Source organism: Streptomyces chisholmiae, assembly GCF_031845445.1.
Lineage (GTDB): Bacteria > Actinomycetota > Actinomycetes > Streptomycetales > Streptomycetaceae > Streptomyces > Streptomyces chisholmiae.
Genome location: NZ_JAVREO010000010.1, coordinates 1 through 17,317 on the forward strand (window position 1 = coordinate 1; position 17,317 = coordinate 17,317).

17 protein-coding genes are annotated in these 17,317 nt (G+C 73.4%); 8 read left to right on the plus strand and 9 right to left on the minus strand.

Annotated elements, in window-relative coordinates; all coding sequences use genetic code 11:
* Positions 1 to 180 precede the first annotated feature (180 nt).
* Positions 181 to 663, plus strand: a complete 483-nt coding sequence (locus RM844_RS17435; RefSeq protein WP_311668163.1) for a GNAT family N-acetyltransferase — start codon at positions 181 to 183, stop codon at positions 661 to 663.
* Positions 664 to 688: 25 nt separating this feature from the next.
* On the opposite strand, the gene RM844_RS17440 is transcribed toward RM844_RS17435, so the two are convergent.
* The 5 genes from RM844_RS17440 to RM844_RS17460 form a co-directional block, all read right to left on the minus strand.
* Positions 689 to 1,942 carry a type VI secretion protein gene (locus RM844_RS17440; RefSeq protein ID WP_311668164.1) on the minus strand — a complete coding sequence of 418 codons (1,254 nt, stop codon included), beginning with the start codon at positions 1,940 to 1,942 and terminating at the stop codon, positions 689 to 691.
* Between the two features lie 9 nt (positions 1,943 to 1,951).
* The gene (locus RM844_RS17445; protein WP_311668165.1) at positions 1,952 to 3,361 is read right to left on the minus strand and encodes an ATP-binding protein; all 1,410 of its coding nucleotides are present in this window, start codon (positions 3,359 to 3,361) and stop codon (positions 1,952 to 1,954) included.
* 120 nt (positions 3,362 to 3,481) lie between these two features.
* The gene (locus RM844_RS17450) at positions 3,482 to 5,035 is read right to left on the minus strand and encodes an SCO6880 family protein (RefSeq protein WP_311668166.1); all 1,554 of its coding nucleotides are present in this window, start codon (positions 5,033 to 5,035) and stop codon (positions 3,482 to 3,484) included.
* Positions 5,032 to 6,309 (minus strand): hypothetical protein, encoded by a 1,278-nt coding sequence (locus tag RM844_RS17455; protein ID WP_311668167.1) that lies wholly within the window; start codon positions 6,307 to 6,309, stop codon positions 5,032 to 5,034. Before RM844_RS17455 ends, RM844_RS17450 begins: the two co-directional genes overlap by 4 nt.
* A complete protein-coding gene (locus RM844_RS17460; RefSeq protein ID WP_311668168.1) occupies positions 6,299 to 7,120 on the minus strand; it encodes a hypothetical protein in 822 nt (273 codons plus the stop codon). The genes RM844_RS17455 and RM844_RS17460 overlap by 11 nt, the downstream gene beginning before the upstream one ends.
* A gap of 266 nt (positions 7,121 to 7,386) precedes the next feature.
* Between RM844_RS17460 and RM844_RS17465 the strand changes: the two genes are divergently transcribed.
* Complete coding sequence (locus tag RM844_RS17465; RefSeq protein ID WP_311668169.1) at positions 7,387 to 7,812, plus strand: GNAT family N-acetyltransferase; 426 nt, start codon at positions 7,387 to 7,389, stop codon at positions 7,810 to 7,812.
* Positions 7,813 to 7,907: 95 nt separating this feature from the next.
* Positions 7,908 to 8,249 carry an STAS domain-containing protein gene (locus RM844_RS17470; protein ID WP_311668170.1) on the plus strand — a complete coding sequence of 114 codons (342 nt, stop codon included), beginning with the start codon at positions 7,908 to 7,910 and terminating at the stop codon, positions 8,247 to 8,249.
* Here RM844_RS17470 and RM844_RS17475 read toward each other — a convergent pair.
* Positions 8,136 to 9,176 (minus strand): sigma-70 family RNA polymerase sigma factor, encoded by a 1,041-nt coding sequence (locus RM844_RS17475; RefSeq protein ID WP_311668171.1) that lies wholly within the window; start codon positions 9,174 to 9,176, stop codon positions 8,136 to 8,138. The two genes, RM844_RS17470 and RM844_RS17475, sit on opposite strands and share 114 nt — an antisense overlap.
* A 319-nt stretch (positions 9,177 to 9,495) precedes the next feature.
* Here RM844_RS17475 and RM844_RS17480 point away from each other — a divergent pair, with 319 nt between their 5' ends.
* Positions 9,496 to 11,025: a protein kinase domain-containing protein gene (locus RM844_RS17480; protein WP_311668172.1), complete on the plus strand. Its 1,530-nt coding sequence runs from the start codon at positions 9,496 to 9,498 to the stop codon at positions 11,023 to 11,025.
* A gap of 43 nt (positions 11,026 to 11,068) precedes the next feature.
* Here the strand turns inward: RM844_RS17480 and RM844_RS17485 are convergent, their stop codons facing one another.
* The 3 genes from RM844_RS17485 to RM844_RS17495 all read right to left on the minus strand — a co-directional run bounded on the left by RM844_RS17485 (position 11,069) and on the right by RM844_RS17495 (position 13,907).
* Positions 11,069 to 11,932 carry an Fpg/Nei family DNA glycosylase gene (locus RM844_RS17485; protein WP_311668173.1) on the minus strand — a complete coding sequence of 288 codons (864 nt, stop codon included), beginning with the start codon at positions 11,930 to 11,932 and terminating at the stop codon, positions 11,069 to 11,071.
* Positions 11,933 to 12,100: 168 nt separating this feature from the next.
* The gene (locus RM844_RS17490) at positions 12,101 to 12,751 is read right to left on the minus strand and encodes an O-methyltransferase (protein ID WP_311668174.1); all 651 of its coding nucleotides are present in this window, start codon (positions 12,749 to 12,751) and stop codon (positions 12,101 to 12,103) included.
* 55 nt (positions 12,752 to 12,806) lie between these two features.
* Positions 12,807 to 13,907 (minus strand): hypothetical protein, encoded by a 1,101-nt coding sequence (locus tag RM844_RS17495; protein ID WP_311668175.1) that lies wholly within the window; start codon positions 13,905 to 13,907, stop codon positions 12,807 to 12,809.
* Positions 13,908 to 14,254: 347 nt separating this feature from the next.
* On the opposite strand from RM844_RS17495, the gene RM844_RS17500 reads away from it, so the two are divergent.
* The 4 genes from RM844_RS17500 to RM844_RS17515 all read left to right on the plus strand — a co-directional run bounded on the left by RM844_RS17500 (position 14,255) and on the right by RM844_RS17515 (position 17,274).
* A complete protein-coding gene (locus RM844_RS17500) occupies positions 14,255 to 14,950 on the plus strand; it encodes a UbiX family flavin prenyltransferase (protein ID WP_311668176.1) in 696 nt (231 codons plus the stop codon).
* A gap of 66 nt (positions 14,951 to 15,016) precedes the next feature.
* A complete protein-coding gene (locus RM844_RS17505; RefSeq protein WP_311668177.1) occupies positions 15,017 to 15,478 on the plus strand; it encodes an Lrp/AsnC family transcriptional regulator in 462 nt (153 codons plus the stop codon).
* Positions 15,479 to 15,521: 43 nt separating this feature from the next.
* Entirely contained in the window at positions 15,522 to 16,688 is a 1,167-nt protein-coding gene (gene mqnE, locus RM844_RS17510) for an aminofutalosine synthase MqnE (RefSeq protein ID WP_311668178.1), read from the plus strand.
* A gap of 4 nt (positions 16,689 to 16,692) precedes the next feature.
* On the plus strand, positions 16,693 to 17,274 hold the full coding sequence (locus tag RM844_RS17515) for a GNAT family N-acetyltransferase (protein WP_311668179.1): 582 nt from the start codon (positions 16,693 to 16,695) through the stop codon (positions 17,272 to 17,274).
* Positions 17,275 to 17,317: the final 43 nt, after the last annotated feature.

Consider the following 17,317-nt stretch of genomic DNA (forward strand, 5'->3'; position numbering starts at 1 on the left):
AGCTCTTCAGCGCCGATGGTACTGCATGGGGGACCGTGTGGGAGAGTAGGACGCCGCCGGACAATTTTTGAATGAGGAGTGGTGGGGTTTATCCGAGGAATCGGGTAGTCCCCACCACTCCTTTTTGTGTTTCCCTCTCCGCCATTGTGCGCCGGCGCCTTCCGGTGGCAGCATCGGCCCATGGGATACCAGGTGCGGCGGGCCGGAAGCGCGGACTGGGCGCGGCTGCGGGAACTGCGCCTGACGGCGCTACGCGACCCCGCCGCGCCCATGGCCTTCCTGGAACGCTACGAGGACGCGGCCCGACTCGACCAGGCGGCCTGGGAGAAGCGGGCCTCGGACCCCGAACGGGCCATCCTCATAGGGGAGTCCGACAACGGCGAGTGGGCCGGCATGGTGGGCGTCCGGCTCGACGAGTTCCGGGCCGAGGTCATCGGCGTCTTCATCGCCGCCGACCACCGGGGGACCGGACTGGCCGGCCAGTTGATGCGGGCCGCGATCGACGCGGCCGGGCCCCGCGAGGTGTGGCTGCGGGTACACCAGGACAACGCGCGGGCCGCCCGCTTCTACACCGGGCTCGGCTTCCGGGCCACCGGCGACTCGGCCCCCGACCCGCGGAACGCCACCCAGCTCGCCTACGAGTACGTCTACCAGCCCTCGTGAGCCGGCGACCGATCGCCGGGAGACGCTAGTCGGCCCGCACGACGGTGAGTTGGGGCTGGTCCTCGGTGACGGCGGCGACCAGGGCGCCGCGCAGGCCGGCGGTGTCCGGGCCGGTCCCGATCACATAGAGGGTGCCGCCCTCGTTGGTCAGGTTGTCCAGGGCCAGGTCGTCGACCCGCCCCGGCGAGCAGGACTGTCGGACGTGGACCTGCTCCAGGGGGCGCAGGGCCTGCCCGATCAGCGTCAGCGCGGCGTCGCGGCGGCCCGGGTGGGTGGTGAGGGCGCTCTCCAGCTCCATCGCGGCGCCGCCCGCCGCGCGCGAGTGGGTGCGCAGGATCTTGCCCGGCTCGCCCGCGGAGCGCCCGTTGGACCAGCGCTGCACGTGGGGGAAGGGCTCCCCGGCGAGAGCCGCCGCGTGCAGGTAGCAGCGCAACAGGGTCTCGGCCGTCTCGACGTCCAGCTGGAAGACCGGCTCGGCGGGGCGCACCGGGGCCAGCAGGTGGACGGCCCGGGTGCGGGCCCTGGCCATGTCGGCGCAGTCGCGCTGGGGTGCCCAGCGCAGCCGGACCGGGGCCTGTGACAGATGACCCGGGTCGTAGACGTGGACCGGGCCGCGCCGGCCGCGCTGCTTGGCGGTCTTGGCCCACAGCGCGCCCGTCGGGTCGACGACCACCAGTCCCTCGCCCGCGTCGAGCACCTCGCTCACCGGGTCGGCCGGGGCCACCGGCGGCGGGGTCGGGACGGGGACGGGCGCGGCGACCTCGGCCGTCGTGGGCAGCTCGGGCCCGGGGCTGCCGGCCGGCTCGGCCCGCCGCTCCCCGACGGGCTGCTCGACAGCTGGCGTCGCCGCGGCCGCCAGCTCCGCGGCCCGGTCCAGGCGGGCGGCCTCCCGGCGCAGCCGCCACTTGGTCCAGCGCACCCAGACCCACAGGACCAGGCTGAAGAGCAGCACCAACTGCCCGAAGAAGAGGGACCAGACCAGGGTGGCGCTGGGCAGCGTCGCCGGGTCGGCGGCGGTCCAGGCGCCCGGGATGTCGGCCGGCTCGGTCAGGAAGCCGCGCAGGGCCGGCCCGGTGCGGAGGAAGGAGACGCCGTCCGGCCAGGAGCCGTGCCGGAGCCAGCCGCCGATGCCGCTGGCCGACCAGGTCAGCACGGCCAGCCCGACCATCAGGCCCAGCACGCCGAGCAGCAGCCCGTCGGAGATCCCGGCGCGCCGGCCGCTCGGGCCGGTGGGGGCGGTGGGGCCGGGCGGCCCGGACGGCCGCTGTTCCTGGGACATCCGTCTCGCCTACCCGACGCCCTGACGCTTCTCGAAGGACATCACCCGCGCCTCCGTCTCGGCCTCGAAGAGGTCGTCGACCTCGGCCGGCTCCGCCGGTTCGAGGGCGCTGGAGGACTCCGTCATGGCCCGGTCGGTGAAGACCAGCGGGCGTTCCGCCTCCGTCACCAGGTGCTTGACGACCTGGACGTTGCCGTTGACGTCCCAGACGGCCATGCCGGGGGTGAGGGTGGGGATGATCTCCACCGCCCAGCGGGGCAGGCCGAGCACCTGGCCGGTGGCTCTCGCCTCGTCGGTCTTCTGGGCGTAGATGGTGCGCGTGGAGGCCATCTTGAGGATGGCCGCCGCCTCCTTGGCCGCGGCGCCGTCCACCACGTCGGAGAGGTGGTGGACCACGGCGACGAAGGACAGACCGAGGCGGCGGCCGAACTTCAGCAGCCGCTGGAAGAGCTGGGCGACCGAGGGCGAGTTGATGATGTGCCAGGCCTCCTCGACGAGGAAGATCCGCTTCTTGCGGTCCGGCCTGATCCAGGTGTGCTCCAGCCAGATGCCGACGATGGCCATCAGGATCGGCATGGCGATGGAGTTGCGGTCGATGTGGGACAGGTCGAAGATGATCAGCGGCGCGTCCAGGTCGATGCCGACCGTGGTCGGGCCGTCGAACATGCCCCGCAGGTCGCCGTCGACCAGCCGGTCCAGGACCAGGGCCACGTCCAGGCCCCAGGCGCGGACGTCCTCCAGTGCGACGTTCATGGCGTCGGCGGCCTCCGGCAGCGGGTGCCGGAGCCGTTCGACGATGTCGGTGAGGACGGGCTGCCGGTCCACCATGGTCTGGTTGACGTAGGCGTGCGCGACCTTGAGGGCGAAGCCGGAACGTTCGTCCAGGGAGCGGCCGAGGGCCACCTCGATGATGGTGCGGAGCAGCGCGAGCTGGCCGGTCGTGGTGATCGCCGGGTCCAGCGGGTTGAGCCGGATGTCGCCGTCCAGGGCGGCCATCGGGTCGAGCCGGATGGGGGTGATGCCGAGCTGCTGGGCGATCAGGTTCCACTCGCCGACGCCGTCCTCGCCCTGCGCGTCGAGCACCACCACCTGCCGGTCGCGGAAGCGGAGCTGGCGGAGCACATAGGTCTTCTCCAGCGCGGACTTGCCGTTGCCGGACTCGCCGAGGACCAGCCAGTGCGGCGCGGGGAGCTGCTGGCCGTAGAGCTGGAACGGGTCGTAGATGTAGCCCTTGCCCGAGTACACCTCGCGGCCGATGATCACGCCCGAGTCGCCGAGGCCGGGGGCGGCGGTGGGCAGGTAGACGGCCTGGGCCTGGCCGGTCGAGGTGCGCACCGGGAGCCGGGTGCTCTCCGTTCTGCCGAAGAGCAGGCTGGTGAACGCCTCGGTGAGGGCGGTCATGGGATCGCGGGGGGGCATGGCGGCACCTCCTTCACCGTGCGGACCCGCCGTGGTCGGGCGGCGGGCTCGTCGGGGTGGTGGTCGGGGACTTGGGGGTGACGTTCACCGGGACGCGCGGGGTGAGGGCTTCGGCAACGTTCACCGCCTGATCCCGGTCGCGAAGGGAAGGGTGTTGACGAAGGCGCGGTGGTGCTCGCGGTCGCACCATTCGAGCTTGAGGTAGGACTTGCCGGCGGAGGCCCGGATGGTCCGCTTGTCGCGGGCCAGCGCCTCCGGGCTGGGGGAGGAGACCGTGAGGTAGCCGACCAGGTTGACGCCGGCGGCGCCGGAGGCCAGGTCGTCGCCGCGCTGGTCCACCCGGCTGTGGGCGGCGATGTCCCGGGGGTCGACCGTGCGGTTCATCTTGGCGGCGCGGGACGCCTCGGCCTCGTCGTTGGTCTTCTCGGTGAGCATCCGCTCGATGGCCAGCTCGGTCGGCTCCAGGTCCATGCAGACGGCGACCGTGCGGATCACGTCGGGGGTGTGCACCAGCAACGGGGCGAGGAAGTTGACGCCGACCGGGGTGAGCGGCCACTCCTTGATCCAGGCGGTGGCGTGGCACCAGGGGGCGCGGGTGTCCGACTCGCGCGTCTTGGCCTGGAGGTAGGTCGGCTCGCGGGCGTCCAGCTCGGCGGGCCAGGCGTTGCGCTTGGACATCGCCTGGATGTGGTCGATGGGGTGGTCCGGGTCGTACATCGAGTGGATCAGCGAGGAGAGCCGGGCCTCGCCGAGCGGCTGCCGGACCCGGATGTCGGCCTCGGTCAGCCGGGCACAGATGTCGGTCAGTTCGCGGGCCATCACGATCGCCAGCGCCTCGTCCTGCGACATCCGGCGCTGGCCGCGCTGCGCCCTGGCGGCCTTGGCGATGGAGCTGGCCTCGACGCTCAGCTCGCGGGAGTGGTGCATGCAGGCGACCAGGTACGCCCGGTGCTGCTCGCTGGAGGTGGAGACCATGGACTGCAGCTGATCGTAGGAGTCCTGGATCCAGGCGGGCGCCGCGAGGTCGCCGCGCTCGCGCACGTCGTTGGCGTGCGCGTCCGGGTCGGCCGGCAGGGTGCGGGCGAGCATCTGAAGGCGGGTCACATGGCCGTCGCCGTTGGCGACGTGCTTGAGGAGGGTGCCGAAGCGCTCGACCAGCGCCTCCTGGTCCTCGCTGTCCCGCAGGCCGACGCCCGGGCCCTCGATCTCGATGGCGGTGGTGATGGTGCGGCGGTCGGTGTGCAGCAGCACCGCCAGCTCGTCGGGGCCGAAGGGCGCGGTCAGCCAGACCACCCGGCCGACGCCGGGGGGCGCGCCGATCTCGACCTCGCGACCGTCGGCCAGGGTGCCGGCCTCGGGGGCCGCGGACCGGAACGTGGCGCCTCGGCGCTGGAGGCGGCGGAAGGAACGGCTGATCTCGAACCACCTGTAGAACGTGCGGCCGTTGTAGGGGACGTAGACGGCGGCGAGGGCGAGCAGGGGGAAGCCGACCAGGCCGACGATGCGGACGCTGAGCACCGGGATGAGCAGGCCGCTCATCATGCCGAAGAAGGCGCCGACCACGATCAGCGCGATCTCGCCGGTCTCGCGGTTCTTGCCGACCAGGGCCTGGGGGCGGGCGCGCCCGATCAGGTAGGTGCGGCGTCGGCTGAGCGTCTGTGGTGGGGTGGTCACCTGCTACCCCCTGAACTTCCCGGGCCGGATTGGCGGTTGCCCGCCGAGGACGATGATGACCCGGATTGGCCGGTACGGGTACCGTGCGCCGCGACGCCGCCGGCGATCGGGTTGTTGGGGCGGGCGGCGCCGCCGCCCTGGGCGGCCGCGCCGCCGCCTCCGCCGCCACCCTCGCGGGTGCCGTGGGTGCTCATGCCCTGGCGCAGTGTGGTGGCGGGGGTCGAGATGGCGGCCTTGGCGGCGCGGCTTGAGGTGTCCTGGCGCATCTGCCGGTGGTTGACGATCTCGTCGCCGAAGCCGGGGACGAAGCGGTAGATCATCGCGGAGGCGAAGATCGCCAGCAGGATGATGGCCAGCCCGGAGAGGATGGCGGAGGTCGCGGTCGGGCCGTCGGAGGTGGTCAGCGCGGCGGCGAGGCCGAGGACGATCACGATCACCGGCTTGATCAGGATGATCGCGATCATGATGCCCGCCCAGCGCCGGACGTGGCTCCACAGGTTCTTGTCCACCAGGCCGGCGTAGACGGCGGTGCCGAGCAGCGCGCCGACGTACAACATGGCGGCCCGGATGACCAGTTCGAGGGCGAGCACGCCGGCCGCCAGGATGGAGATGAGGGAGACCACGATCAGCATGATGGGGCCGCCGCCGATGCTCTCGCCGCTCTCCAGCGCGGCGGCGAAGTCCCCGAAGAACGCGTCGCTGTTGTCGCCGGTGCCGACGACGATGGCGTCGGTGACTCCGTCGGTGGCGGAGACCACGGCGTACAGGATCAGCGGGGTGAAGGCGGAGGCCATCACGGTGAGCCAGAGGTAGCCGATGGCCTCGGAGAGCGCGGTGGTCAGCGGCACGCCGCGGATGGCGCGCTTGACGATGGCCAGCAGCCAGAGGATCAGGGTCAGCACGGTGGAGGCGGCGAAGACCACGGCGTACTGGCGGAGGAAGGAGGCGTTGGCGAAGTCGACGTTGGTGGTGGCGGAGACCAGGTCGGACAGCTCGTTGACAATCCAGGCGGCGGCGTCGGCGCAGCCGCGGGCCAGGGAGGAGAGCGGGTCGAGCGAGTCGTTGAGCGAGCTGCTCCCCCCGGAGCCGTCCCCCGCGCCCTCACCGCCGTCACCCTCGCAGTAGTCCCGGGCGGCGCCGGAGATCAGCTCACACTCCGGATTCTCCTCCTCCTCGTCCGCGCGGGCGCGGGGCGCGGTGGCGAGGCCGGCGAAGAGCAGCGCGGTGGGGGCCAGGAGCAGGGTGAGCAGCCGGCGTCGCGGTTCAGCGCGCATAGGTGAATCCCCCGAACTCCTCGACCGCCTCGGCGATTTCCTCGGCGCCGGAGATCCGGTTGTCGCCGTTGACCGGGGTCGGTCCCTCGGTCTGTTCCGTACCGACGACCTTCCAGTCGGAGTCCTCCCAGACCAGCGTCAGCCGCATGGTGAACCAGCTGGTGCGGACCGGGTTCCGGGAGTCGAGGCCGGCGACGCCGAACAGGCCGGAGCACCAGACGGAGACCTCGGCGTTGGTGGGGGAGTAACTGTCGATGGTGCTGCCGATGGGCAGGGTGCGGTTGACGAAGGTGGCGCCCTGGGGGGCCGCGCCGTCGGCGTCGAGGCCGATGTCCGCGTTCAGCGCCGGGCTGTAGTCGGCGTCGTAGGAGGCGAGGAGTTCGTCTCTGGTGTCGGCGGAGCTGATGGTGTTCACGATCGCCGCCCGTTCCGTGGGGTTGAACATGCCGGTGCCGCCGAGGGCGACGGCGTAGTTGGCGGCGGCGCTCTGGGCGCCCTGTTCGGTCTGGGGGAAGCCGCTGGGGATGCCGTTGGTGCTGCCGTCGACCGGGAGTTCGCCGGTGGGGGAGGTGGGTTGGGCCTGGTTCTCGGGGGATTCCTCGCCGGTGGCGCCGTCGTTGTCGTCGCGGGCCTGGTTGGCGAAGATGATCGCGGCGACCAGCAGGACGACGACGCCCACGATGGCGGCCAGGCTGCGGCCGGGGGAGTGGGGCGGTCGGCCGGGGGAACTGGGCTGGTCCGGCAGCCGGGTTCTGGTCTGGGCGGGGACGCTGCGGGCGCGTGTGTCGTCGTGTTCCTCGCTATAACTCATGTTCGCGCCCCCTCAACAGCAGCGAGTCTATTACCTCCTCACATGACGTTAGCGCCCTCCACTGACGTTCCGCTCCCTCCCAGCGGAGTTGATCTCCCCGGGCGGGGAAGTGGGTGACCGCCGGCGGCTGACGGGGAGTTGGGACGTGGTGGTGGGCGCCGGCGGTTGGGCGGCCCGGGTGGGGGCGGTGCGGCGGTTGGGGTGGTTGGGGATGGTTGGGGGGAATTCGCTGGTGTGGCGGTCGCGGGCGGTGCTGGGATGGCGGGATGAGTGAGATCGGGGTGCGGCCGGCCGAGGTCGCCGATGTCGAGCGGGTGCTGGCGTTCTGGCGGCGAGCCGCCGAGGGGACGAGTGTGAGTGACGATGTGCCGGGGGTGGCCGGGCTGGTGGCGCGGGACCCGGGCGCGCTGTTGTTGGCGGAGTCCGCCGGGGAGCTGGTGGGGACGGTGATCGCCGGATTCGACGGCTGGCGTTGCCATCTGTACCGGCTGGCCGTCGCGCCGGAGCGGCGGCGGCAGGGCGTGGCGACGGTGTTGTTGGACGCCGCGGAGCGGCGTTTCGTGGCGCTCGGCGGCCGGCGGGCGGACGCGATGGTGCTGCGGCGGAACACCCTGGCGGGGCATGCCTGGTCCGCGAACGGGTACGGCCCGCAGGCGGAGTGGGAGCGCTGGGTGAAGCCGCTGCCGCGCTGAGCCGGGCGGGCGCCCGGGGGCAGACCGGGGCGCGCCGCCGCGCGATGAGTTCCGCTCCGTCGCCCGGTCTGCCTGACGCCGGGAAGGGAGCGGAGATGGACGAGGTGCTGTTCGTGGTCGAGGGGCCGGTGCGGCGGGCCGAGGTCCCCGCGCTGTGTGATCGGTTGGCGGCCGTGGTGCGCGCGCGGGGCGCCCGGGTGGTCACGGTGGACGCCACCGCGATGGGCGGCCCGGGCGCTGACGCGTTGCAGGCCCTGGCCCGGTTGCGGCTGACCGCGCGCCGGCTCGGCGTCGAGCTGCGGTTCGTGGGGCTGGACCGGGGGCTAGTCGGTCTCCTGGGTTGGCTGGGTCTCGGGCAGGTGGTCGGGGAGGCCGAAGAGGGGGAAGAGCCGGGCGGTGTCGAGGAAGGCGTTGATGCCCGTGATCCGCCCGTCTGATATCTCGATGACCTGGAGCGCCCAGGGCAGGTGGCCGCCCGCCGGGTCGGCGCGGTACTGGCCGAAGGCGCCGCAGCCGTTGGCCTGGGTGGGGACCAGGCGGGAGCCCTCGCACTCGCTGCCGATGCCGGTCATCCAGTCGGCTATGTCGGAGGGGCCGCGCATCCACAGGTCGAACGGCGGCATGGACAGCGTGGCGTCCTCGGCCAGGAGGGCGGTCAGGGCGTCCATGTCGTAGCGCTCGAAGGCGTCCAGATAGCGGGTCAGCAGCGCCTTGTGCGCGTCGGAGAGCGGCTCGCTCGGGTCCGTCTCGGAGAGCCCCGTGTTGGCGAGGGTGGCGCGGGCCCGCTGGAGGGCGCTGTTGACCGAGGCGACCGTCGTGTCGAGCAGCTCGGCGACCTCGCTGGCGCGCCAGCTGAGCACCTCGCGGAGGATCAGCACGGCGCGTTGGCGGGGCGCCAGGTGCTGGAGGGCGGCGATGAAGGCGAGCCGGATGGACTCGCGGGTCTCCGCGTGCTCGTCGGGGCTGGGCATGGCGCGGGCGTCGGGCATCGGCTCGATCCAGGCGGTCTCGGGGAGGGGGGCGCCCAGCGTGGCCGTGGCCGTGGGCTGGGCCTCGGTGAGGTCCATCGGGCGGGCGCGGCGGCCGGCACCGCTCAGCATGGTGAGGCAGACGTTGGTCGCGATGCGGTAGAGCCAGGAGCGCAGCGAGGAGCGGCCCTCGAAGCGGTCCAGCGACCGCCAGGCGCGGACCATGGTGTCCTGGACCGCGTCCTCGGCCTCGAAGGCGGAGCCCAGCATGCGGTAGCAGTATCCGGTCAGCTCCCGGCGGTACCGCTCCAGCTCCCGCTCGGTGGGCCGGGCCGCGGGGGCCGGCGCGGTGGCCGGGCCGGCGGCGGTCTCGGTGGTGTCGGGGAATGTCGTCATCGCGGGCTCCTGGCTCCCTGGGACACGGCGGTCGGCGGCCCGCTTCGGGGTGCGTGGGCCGGGGCTGTTCCAACGGTCGTCAGCGTAGCCAGGGGCACTGACAACGGCCGGTTTGTCGGGGCGGCGAGCCGGTGTCCGGGGGCGGAGGCGCAGGTGGGGCGGGTGCCGTGCGGGGGTGGGCCGGGGCGGGTCGAGGCGTCGGCCGGCCCGCCGGGTGTGCGGGCCGTGGGCCGGGTCGGTGGCGCCGAATAAGCTAGCCGCTGCGCGTGTTGTCGGCAGGCTGACCGGGTGAGGCCCCGTAGGGGCGAGGGGGTGCGTGGTGGCGCGGGAGCGGATCATCGACGGGCGGTATCGGCTGGGCCGGCAGCTCGGCGAGGGCGCCATGGGGACCGTCTGGGAGGCGCTCGATCTGCGGCTGGAGCGGCAGGTCGCCGTGAAGGTGGTGGGGAGTTCCGCGGTGGGGCGCGACCCGCGGGCCAAGGAGCGGTTCGAGCGGGAGGCCAAGCTGCTGGCCGGGCTGTCCAGCCCGTTCATCGTGACCGTGCACGACGTGGGGGAGACGGACTTCGGGGACGGGCTGGGGCAGTCGGTGCTCTACCTGGTGATGGAGCGGCTGCACGGGCGGTCGTTGGAGGCGGTGCTGGCCGCGGAGCTGCCGCCGTTGGTCGAGGTGGCGCGGTGGGGTGAGCAGGTGTGTCGGGCGCTCGCGGTGGCGCACGACTCGGGGGTGGTGCACCGGGATCTCAAGCCGGCGAACGTGATGGTGGGGCCGGACGGGCTGGCCCGGGTGCTGGACTTCGGGATCGCGGCGGTGCTGGCCGAGTCGACCGACCACGCGCGGCTGACGTCGACCGGGGTGGTGGTGGGCACGCCGTCCTACATGTCGCCGGAGCAGATCGAGGGCGGCACGGTGGGCTTCCACAGCGATCTGTACTCGTTGGGTTGTGTGTTGTACGCGCTGGTCACGGGGCAGCCGCCGTTTGTCGGGCCGTCGCTGTACCAGCTGTTGCGGCAGCAGATGGAGAGCGCGCCGGTGCCGCCGGGGGAGCGGCGGGCCGGGGTGCCGGCCGGGTGGGACCGGTTGATCCTGGCGCTGTTGGCGAAGCCGCCGGCGGAGCGTCCCGGCTCGGCCACCGAGGTCGCGGAGCGGCTGCGGGAGCTGTCGTTGACCGCCGTGGCGGCCGAGACGGTGCTGTTGCCGGCGCGGCCGGTGGTGCCGCCGGCGGTGTACGAGCCGACCCGGGTCGATCCGCGGTCGGTGCTGCTGGCCAGCTGCCCGCATCCGGACGGTGGGCGGTTGCCGTTGGCGACGGGGCAGCGGATGCGGCTGGCCGACGTGCTGCCGGGGGCGGAGTCGTGCACGGTGCGGGTGGACTGGCGGGCCGACGACGGGATGGACGTGGACGCCAGCGCGCTGGTGGTGGACGGCGCGGGGCGGGTGCTCTCGGACGAGCACTTCGTCTTCTACAACAACCCGGAGCCGGCCGGGGTGGGGGTGACGTTGTGGGGTGACGATCCGGAGGCGAGCTTCACGGTGCGGCTGCCGGAGCTGCCGGCCGGGGCGCGGCGGGTGGTGTTCGCGCTGTCGCTGCACGAGGAGTCGGCGCCGGGGCGGGATCTTGCCGGGGTGGGCCGTCCCCACCTGCGGTTGTTGGACGCGGAGCGGGATGTCGAGCTGCTCTGCTACGGCTTCCCGGCGGGACCGTCGGGGATGACCGGGCTGACGGTGGGGGAGCTGGTGCGGGACGAGGACGACTGGGTCTTCTCGGCGGCCAGCGTGGGGTTCGCCGGCGGGCTCGCGGAGATCGCCGAGACGCACGGGGTGGCGGTGGAGGCGGAGGAGGGCTGAGCCGCGCCGTGGCCGGCCGGCGCGGTGCCCGGGTGCGCGGGGCTCACCTGAGCAGGCGGGACAGCCGGCGGTCGGCCAGCGGGCGGCCGCCGGTCTGGCAGCGTGGGCAGTACTGGAGCGCGGAGTCGCGGTAGGCGACCTGCCGGATGGTGTCGCCGCAGACCGGGCAGGGCTCCCCGGTCCTGCCGTGCACCCGCAGGCCGCTCTTCTTCTCGGCCTTGAGCTGGCCGGCGGCGATGCCGCTGGCCCGTGCCACGGCCTCCTGGAGGGTCTCGCGCAGCGCCAGGTAGAGCCGGGTGACGTCCGCCGCGTCGAGGCGGGCGGCGAGCTGGAACGGGGACATCCGGGCGGCGTGCAGGATCTCGTCGGAGTAGGCGTTGCCGATGCCGGCGAGTACCCGCTGGTCCCGGAGGACGCCCTTGAGCTGGCGTTTCTCGGCGTGCAGCAGGGCGGCGAGGTCGGCTTCGGTGAAGTCGTCGGCGAGCGGGTCGGGGCCGAGGGTGGCGACGCCCGGCACCTCGCGGGGGTCGCGGACGCAGGAGACGGCCAGCCGTTTCTGGGTGCCGGCCTCGGTGAGGTCGAAGCCGCTGCCGTCGGTGAGGGTGAGCCGCAGCGCCAGCGGGCCCTTGCCGGGCCGGGCCGGGGCGGTCGGCTGGCTCTCCCGCCAGCGCAGCCAGCCGGCCCGGGCCAGGTGGATGACCAGGTGGGGGCCGTCGGCGAGGCTCAGGTCGAGGAACTTGCCGTGCCGGGCGACGGCCTCGACCCGCCGGCCGACCGCCTCGCTGAGCGGCGGGTCGTAGGTCTTCAGCACGTGGAAGGCGACCGGCTGGACGCCGGCGACCGTCCGCCCCACCAGGTGTTCGGTGAGGAAGCCGCGGAGGGCGGCGACTTCGGGTAGCTCGGGCATGAGTTCCAGGATATGCCCGGTTTGCCGGAACGGTCCGGGGGTGGCCGGTCCGGGGGCGGCCCGGAGTCGGCCCCCGGCGGCCCCCGGAGTCGGTCCTGAGCGGTCCACACCGCTCAGGACCGCTCAGGACCGCTCGGAGACGGCCAAGGCCGGCCGTTCCGGCGCTGGCTAGCCGGCCTTGCGGACCAGGGTGAGCCCGTCCCGCATCGGCAGCAGCACGGACTCCACCCGCGGGTCGGCGGTGACGTGGTCGTTGATCTCCCGGATGGCGCGGTCCGCCGGGTCCTGCGCCCCGGGGTCGACGACCCGGCCGGAGCGCAGCGTGTTGTCCAGCAGGATCAGGCCGCCGGGCCGCAGCCGGCGCAGCGCCTCCTCGTAGTAGACCGGGTAGCCGACCTTGTCGGCGTCGATGAAGGCCAGGTCGAAGGACTCCTCCTCGGGCAGGGCCCGCAGGGTGTCGGCGGCCGGGCCCAGGCGCAGCTCGATCCGGTCGGCGACGCCGGCGCGCTCCCAGTAGCGGCGCGCGATGTCGGTCCACTCCTCGCTGATGTCGCAGGCCAGCAGGGTGCCGCCGGGGGCCAGCCCGCGGGCGATGGAGAGCGACGAGTAGCCGGTGAAGGTGCCGACCTCCAGCGCCCGGCGGGCCCCGACGAGGCGGGTCAGCAGGGTGAGCAGGGCGCCCTCGTCCTGGGTGATCTGCATGCTGAGGTGCCCGGGCAGCCGCTCGGCGGTCTCGGCGGCCAGGTCGCGCAGCACCTCGTCGGCCGGGGTGGCGTGCGCCAACAGGTAGTCGTTCAGAGCCGGGTTGACGATGTCCATGACGCGCACCCTACGTCCGGGGCGGCGGTCCCGGGCCGCGCCCGTGGCCGTTCGGTCAGGGCTGCATCGGACCCGGCAGGTCGGCGCGGTGCTCGTCCTCGGTCCGCTGCTCGTCGCGGACCTGGAGGTAGAGCAGGGCCACCGTGAGGTCCTCGGGGCTGACCGGGCCGGCGGACTCCGGGGCGGTCAGCGACAGCGCGGCGCCGCCGGCCAGCGAGAGCCGCAGCGGCAGCGGCCCGGTCGCCTGGTCGTCCTGGCCGAGCCCGGCGAGGTCGAAGGTGGCCTCGGAGAGCACGCCGTGCCGGACGGTCAGCGCCACCTCGACCTCGGCGGCCGGGTCGGTGGCCGCGTCGACCACCGGGGGCAGGCCGTAGCGGGTGGTGTGCTCGTTCAGGAGTGTGAGCAGCGGGTCGATGGCCGCTCTGGCCTGCTCGGCCGTCATCCGCAGGGTGACGCGTTCGGCGCCGCGCCGCTCGCCCTCGTGGTGGGTGGTGGCGCCCTCGTCGAGCGCCGCGCGCAGGCCGCCGACCACGTCCCACTCGGCCTGCGGCTGGAGCAGCGCGTCGCCGTCCTCGATCGAGGCGGCCAGGGCGTGGGCGGCCTCCGGGGTGACCTCGCCGTGCCGGGTGACGGCCTCGGCGTAGGCGGGGTACTGGAACGGGTCGACCTCGACCCAGTCGCCGCGCAGGCCGGTGGCCGCCGCGGTCAGCGACTCGGGGAGCTGGCCGGCGTCCTCGGTGAACCGCTCGGCGGCGGCCACCGCGGCCTCGTCGCCGCCGAGCACGTCGGCGACCAGGGCCTCGGCGCCGATCCGCAGGTAGGTGAGCTCCTCGACGTGCTTGAGGCCGAGGACGTCCCGGCCGCCGAAGTTGACGGTGAGGGAGCTGTCGCGCGGGTCCTCGGGGGCGAGGTCGCGCATCGCGACCTCGTCGTCCGGGTTGCCCATCGAGAAGGTCAGCTCCAGGTCGGCCAGCAGGCTGGCCTCCTGGGGGGTGGGCTGCCTGGTGTCCGGGTGGTCCGCCGTGGCCTCGGCGAGATGGGCCTGGATCTCGGCCGGGGCGGCGTCCAGGGCGACGCCCACGGTGAGCGCCTCGCGGCCGAGGAGTTCGTCCATCGCCTCGGTGACGGCGAAGCCGGCGCCCGCGCTCTCGGCCACCTGGCAGGCCGCGGTCCCGGTGGTGAGCAGCGCGATGCCGCCCAGGGCGACGATGCGCCGCAGACGGCTGCGGGGGTGGGTGCGGTCGTTGATGTCGGCACTCCTGTCCGAGGGGCACGGGCGGGACTCACCAGCCGGGGTGGCCTTGGCGTCCAGTGTCCACGGCCGCGATCGGGGGCGATCAGCGGGGCGCCGTCTGTGGCCGACGCGTCACCGTCTGGTAAGCAGCCCGTTGCCTGTAGGACAAGATGTGAACGGAACGGACCGACCCGGCGGCGGGCGGGCCACGGCTCCGGGGCGGGCAGCCCGGGCCGGCGGCTGTCAGTGGGCCCGGTTAGCCTCGACCCATGAGCGAGGGAACGCGGTCGCCGGCGGCGGGGCGTCGCCCCTGGGTGGTGGGGGTTTCCGGGGCCTCGGGCACGCCGTACGCGGCGGCGGTGCTGCGCGGGCTGCTGGCCGCGGGCGAGGACGTGGACCTGGTGGTCAGCCGGGCGGCCCGGCTGACGCTGCGGGACGAGACGGGGATCTCCTTCCGGGACGGGCACTGGTCCGCCGACCTGGCGCGGTGGCTGGCGCTCGGCGCGGACGGCCGGCCGGGTCCGGCGGTGCCGGAGCTGGCGCGGGTGCGGTACTGGTCGGCGGGGGATCTGGCGGCCGGTCCGTCGTCGGGGTCCTATCCGGTGCGCGGGATGGTGATCGTGCCGGCGTCCACGGCCTCGGTGGCCGGGGTGGCGCTCGGCCTGTCGAAGGACCTGTTGCAGCGGGCGGCGTCGGTGACGTTGAAGGAGCGCCGGCCGCTGGTGGTGGTGGTCAGGGAGACCCCGTTGAACGGCGTGACGCTGCGGCAGTTGGTGGCGCTGGACGACGCGGGGGCCGTGGTGCTGCCCGCCTCGCCGGCGTTCTACGCGGGCGCGGTGGTGCTGCAGGACCTGGTGGACTTCGTCGCCGGCCGGGCGCTGGACGCCCTGGGGGTGCCGCACGGGCTCTACCGCCGGTGGAGCGGGGAGCTGGGGGGCGCGGCCCGCGCGGTCGACCACTCGTAGGTGATCGGCTGCCCATGCCTTAGATTCGTCTGTGCAATCGGCCCGGGGATGAGGAAGGCTCTGCGAATGGACGCGGTGGACAGGCAGCTCATTCAGGCGTTGCGGGAGAACGGCCGGGCCTCCTACGCCGAGTTGGGCCGGCTGGTCGGGCTGTCGGGGCCGAGCGTCACCGACCGCATCAACCGCCTGGAGGCGGCCGGCGTGATCACGGGCTACCGGGCCACGGTGGACGCGGCCAAGCTGGGGCTGGGCGTCACGGCGCTGATCGGGGTGCAGCTCTCGGACGCGGTGGACCACGAGGAGGTCGCCGCCCGGCTGCGGGAGCTGGCGGAGATCGAGGACTGCTGGTTCATCGCCGGCGACGACTCGTACATGCTGAAGGTCAGGGCCACGGACGTGGACGGCCTGGAGGGCACCATCCGGCGGCTGTCGCGGACCAAGGGCGTCTCCCGGACGCGATCGACCATCGTGCTCTCCACCAAGTGGGAGAACCGGGTCGGCGGCCTGCCGGAGGACGGGCAGGCGTAGCCTCTTCACCAGGCGTACGACAACCGCACCCGGGAGGCAGGGCATGGACGCGGGACTCAAGCGGGAGCTGGAGGAGAAGGCGCTCGCCGGGGAGCGGCTCTCCCGGGAGGACGGCGTCGCCCTCTACGAGGCGGACGACCTGGCGTGGCTGGGTGGTCTGGCCCACGAGGTGCGGACCCGGAAGAACGGCGACACGGTCTACTTCAACGTGAACCGCCACCTCAACATGACCAACGTGTGCACCGCCTCGTGTGCCTACTGTTCGTTCCAGCGCAAGCCGGGCGAGCAGGACGCCTACACCATGCGGATCGAGGAGGCCGTCCGGCTGGCCCGGGCCATGGAGGGCGACGGTCTGACCGAGCTGCACATCGTCAACGGGCTGCACCCGACGCTGCCGTGGCGCTACTACCCGAGGTCGCTGCGCGCGCTGAAGGAGACGCTGCCGGAGACCGTTTCGCTCAAGGCGTTCACCGCGACCGAGATCCACCACTTCGAAACGATTTCCGGCCTGTCGGCGTCCGAGATTCTCGACGAGTTGATCGACGCGGGTCTGGAATCGCTCACCGGGGGCGGCGCCGAGATCTTCGACTGGGAGGTCAGGCAGCACATCGTCGACCACCGGACGCACTGGGAGGACTGGTCCCGGATTCACCGCCTGGCGCACGCCAAGGGGCTGAAGACGCCGGCCACCATGCTCTACGGGCACATCGAGGAGCGCCGCCACCGGGTGGACCACGTGCTGCGGCTGCGGGAGCTGCAGGACGAGACCGGCGGCTTCCAGGTCTTCATCCCGCTGCGCTACCAGCACGACTTCGTGGACCTGAAGGACGGCAAGGTCCGCAACCGCCTGCAGGCCAGGACGACGATGGCCACCGGCGCCGAGGCGCTGCGCACCTTCGCCGTCTCCCGGCTGCTCTTCGACAACGTCCCGCACGTCAAGGTCTTCTGGGTGATGCACGGCCTGCAGACCGCGCAGCTCGCCCTCCAGCACGGCGCGGACGACATGGACGGCTCGGTCGTCGAGTACAAGATCACCCACGACGCGGACAACTTCGGCACCCCGGACAAGCTCACCAGGGAGGACCTGCTGGAGCTGATCAGGGACGCCGGCTTCCGCCCCGTCGAGCGCAACACCCGCTACGAGGTGGTGCGCGAGTACGAGGGCCCGGACCCGGCCCGCCGCGAGTCCCCCCAGCCGATGCGGGCGTGAGCCGATGAGCGAGATAACGACCGCGACCCCGGTGACCGGCCGGGCCGCGGCCGGCGAGGGGTGGCCGCACTACGTGCTGGACCCGGCGCCGACCGCCGCGCTCTCCGAGGCGATCACCGCGCTCTGGGTGGACGTGACCAACGCCGGTGGCGCGGTCGGCTTCGTGCCCACCGTGACCGCCGAGGACGTGCGGCCCGCGCTCCGACAGCACCTGGTCCGGATGGCCGAGGGCACCACCCGGCTGCTGATCGGCGCGACCGACCGGGGCCAGCCGGTGGCCACCGCCTTCCTCTGCCTCAACACCCACCCGCTGATGCGGCACTGGCTGGGGCTGAGCACCGTGATGGTGCACCCCGACTGGCAGGGCCGGGGCGCCGGCCGGGAGCTGATGGCCGCGGCGGCCTCGGCGGCCAGGGCCGTCGACCCCGAGGTCCGCGGGGTGCGGCTGACCTGCCGGGCGGGCCTGGGCCTGGAACGGTTCTACGCCTCCTGCGGTTACCAGGAGGTGGGCCGGGTGCCCGGCGCGATCCGGGTCGGGGAGCACGACTACCGCGACGACGTCACCATGTGGCTCCCGTTGGCCTGAGGACGAGGATGACGACGAGGACGCCGGATGCCGCACCAGCGCC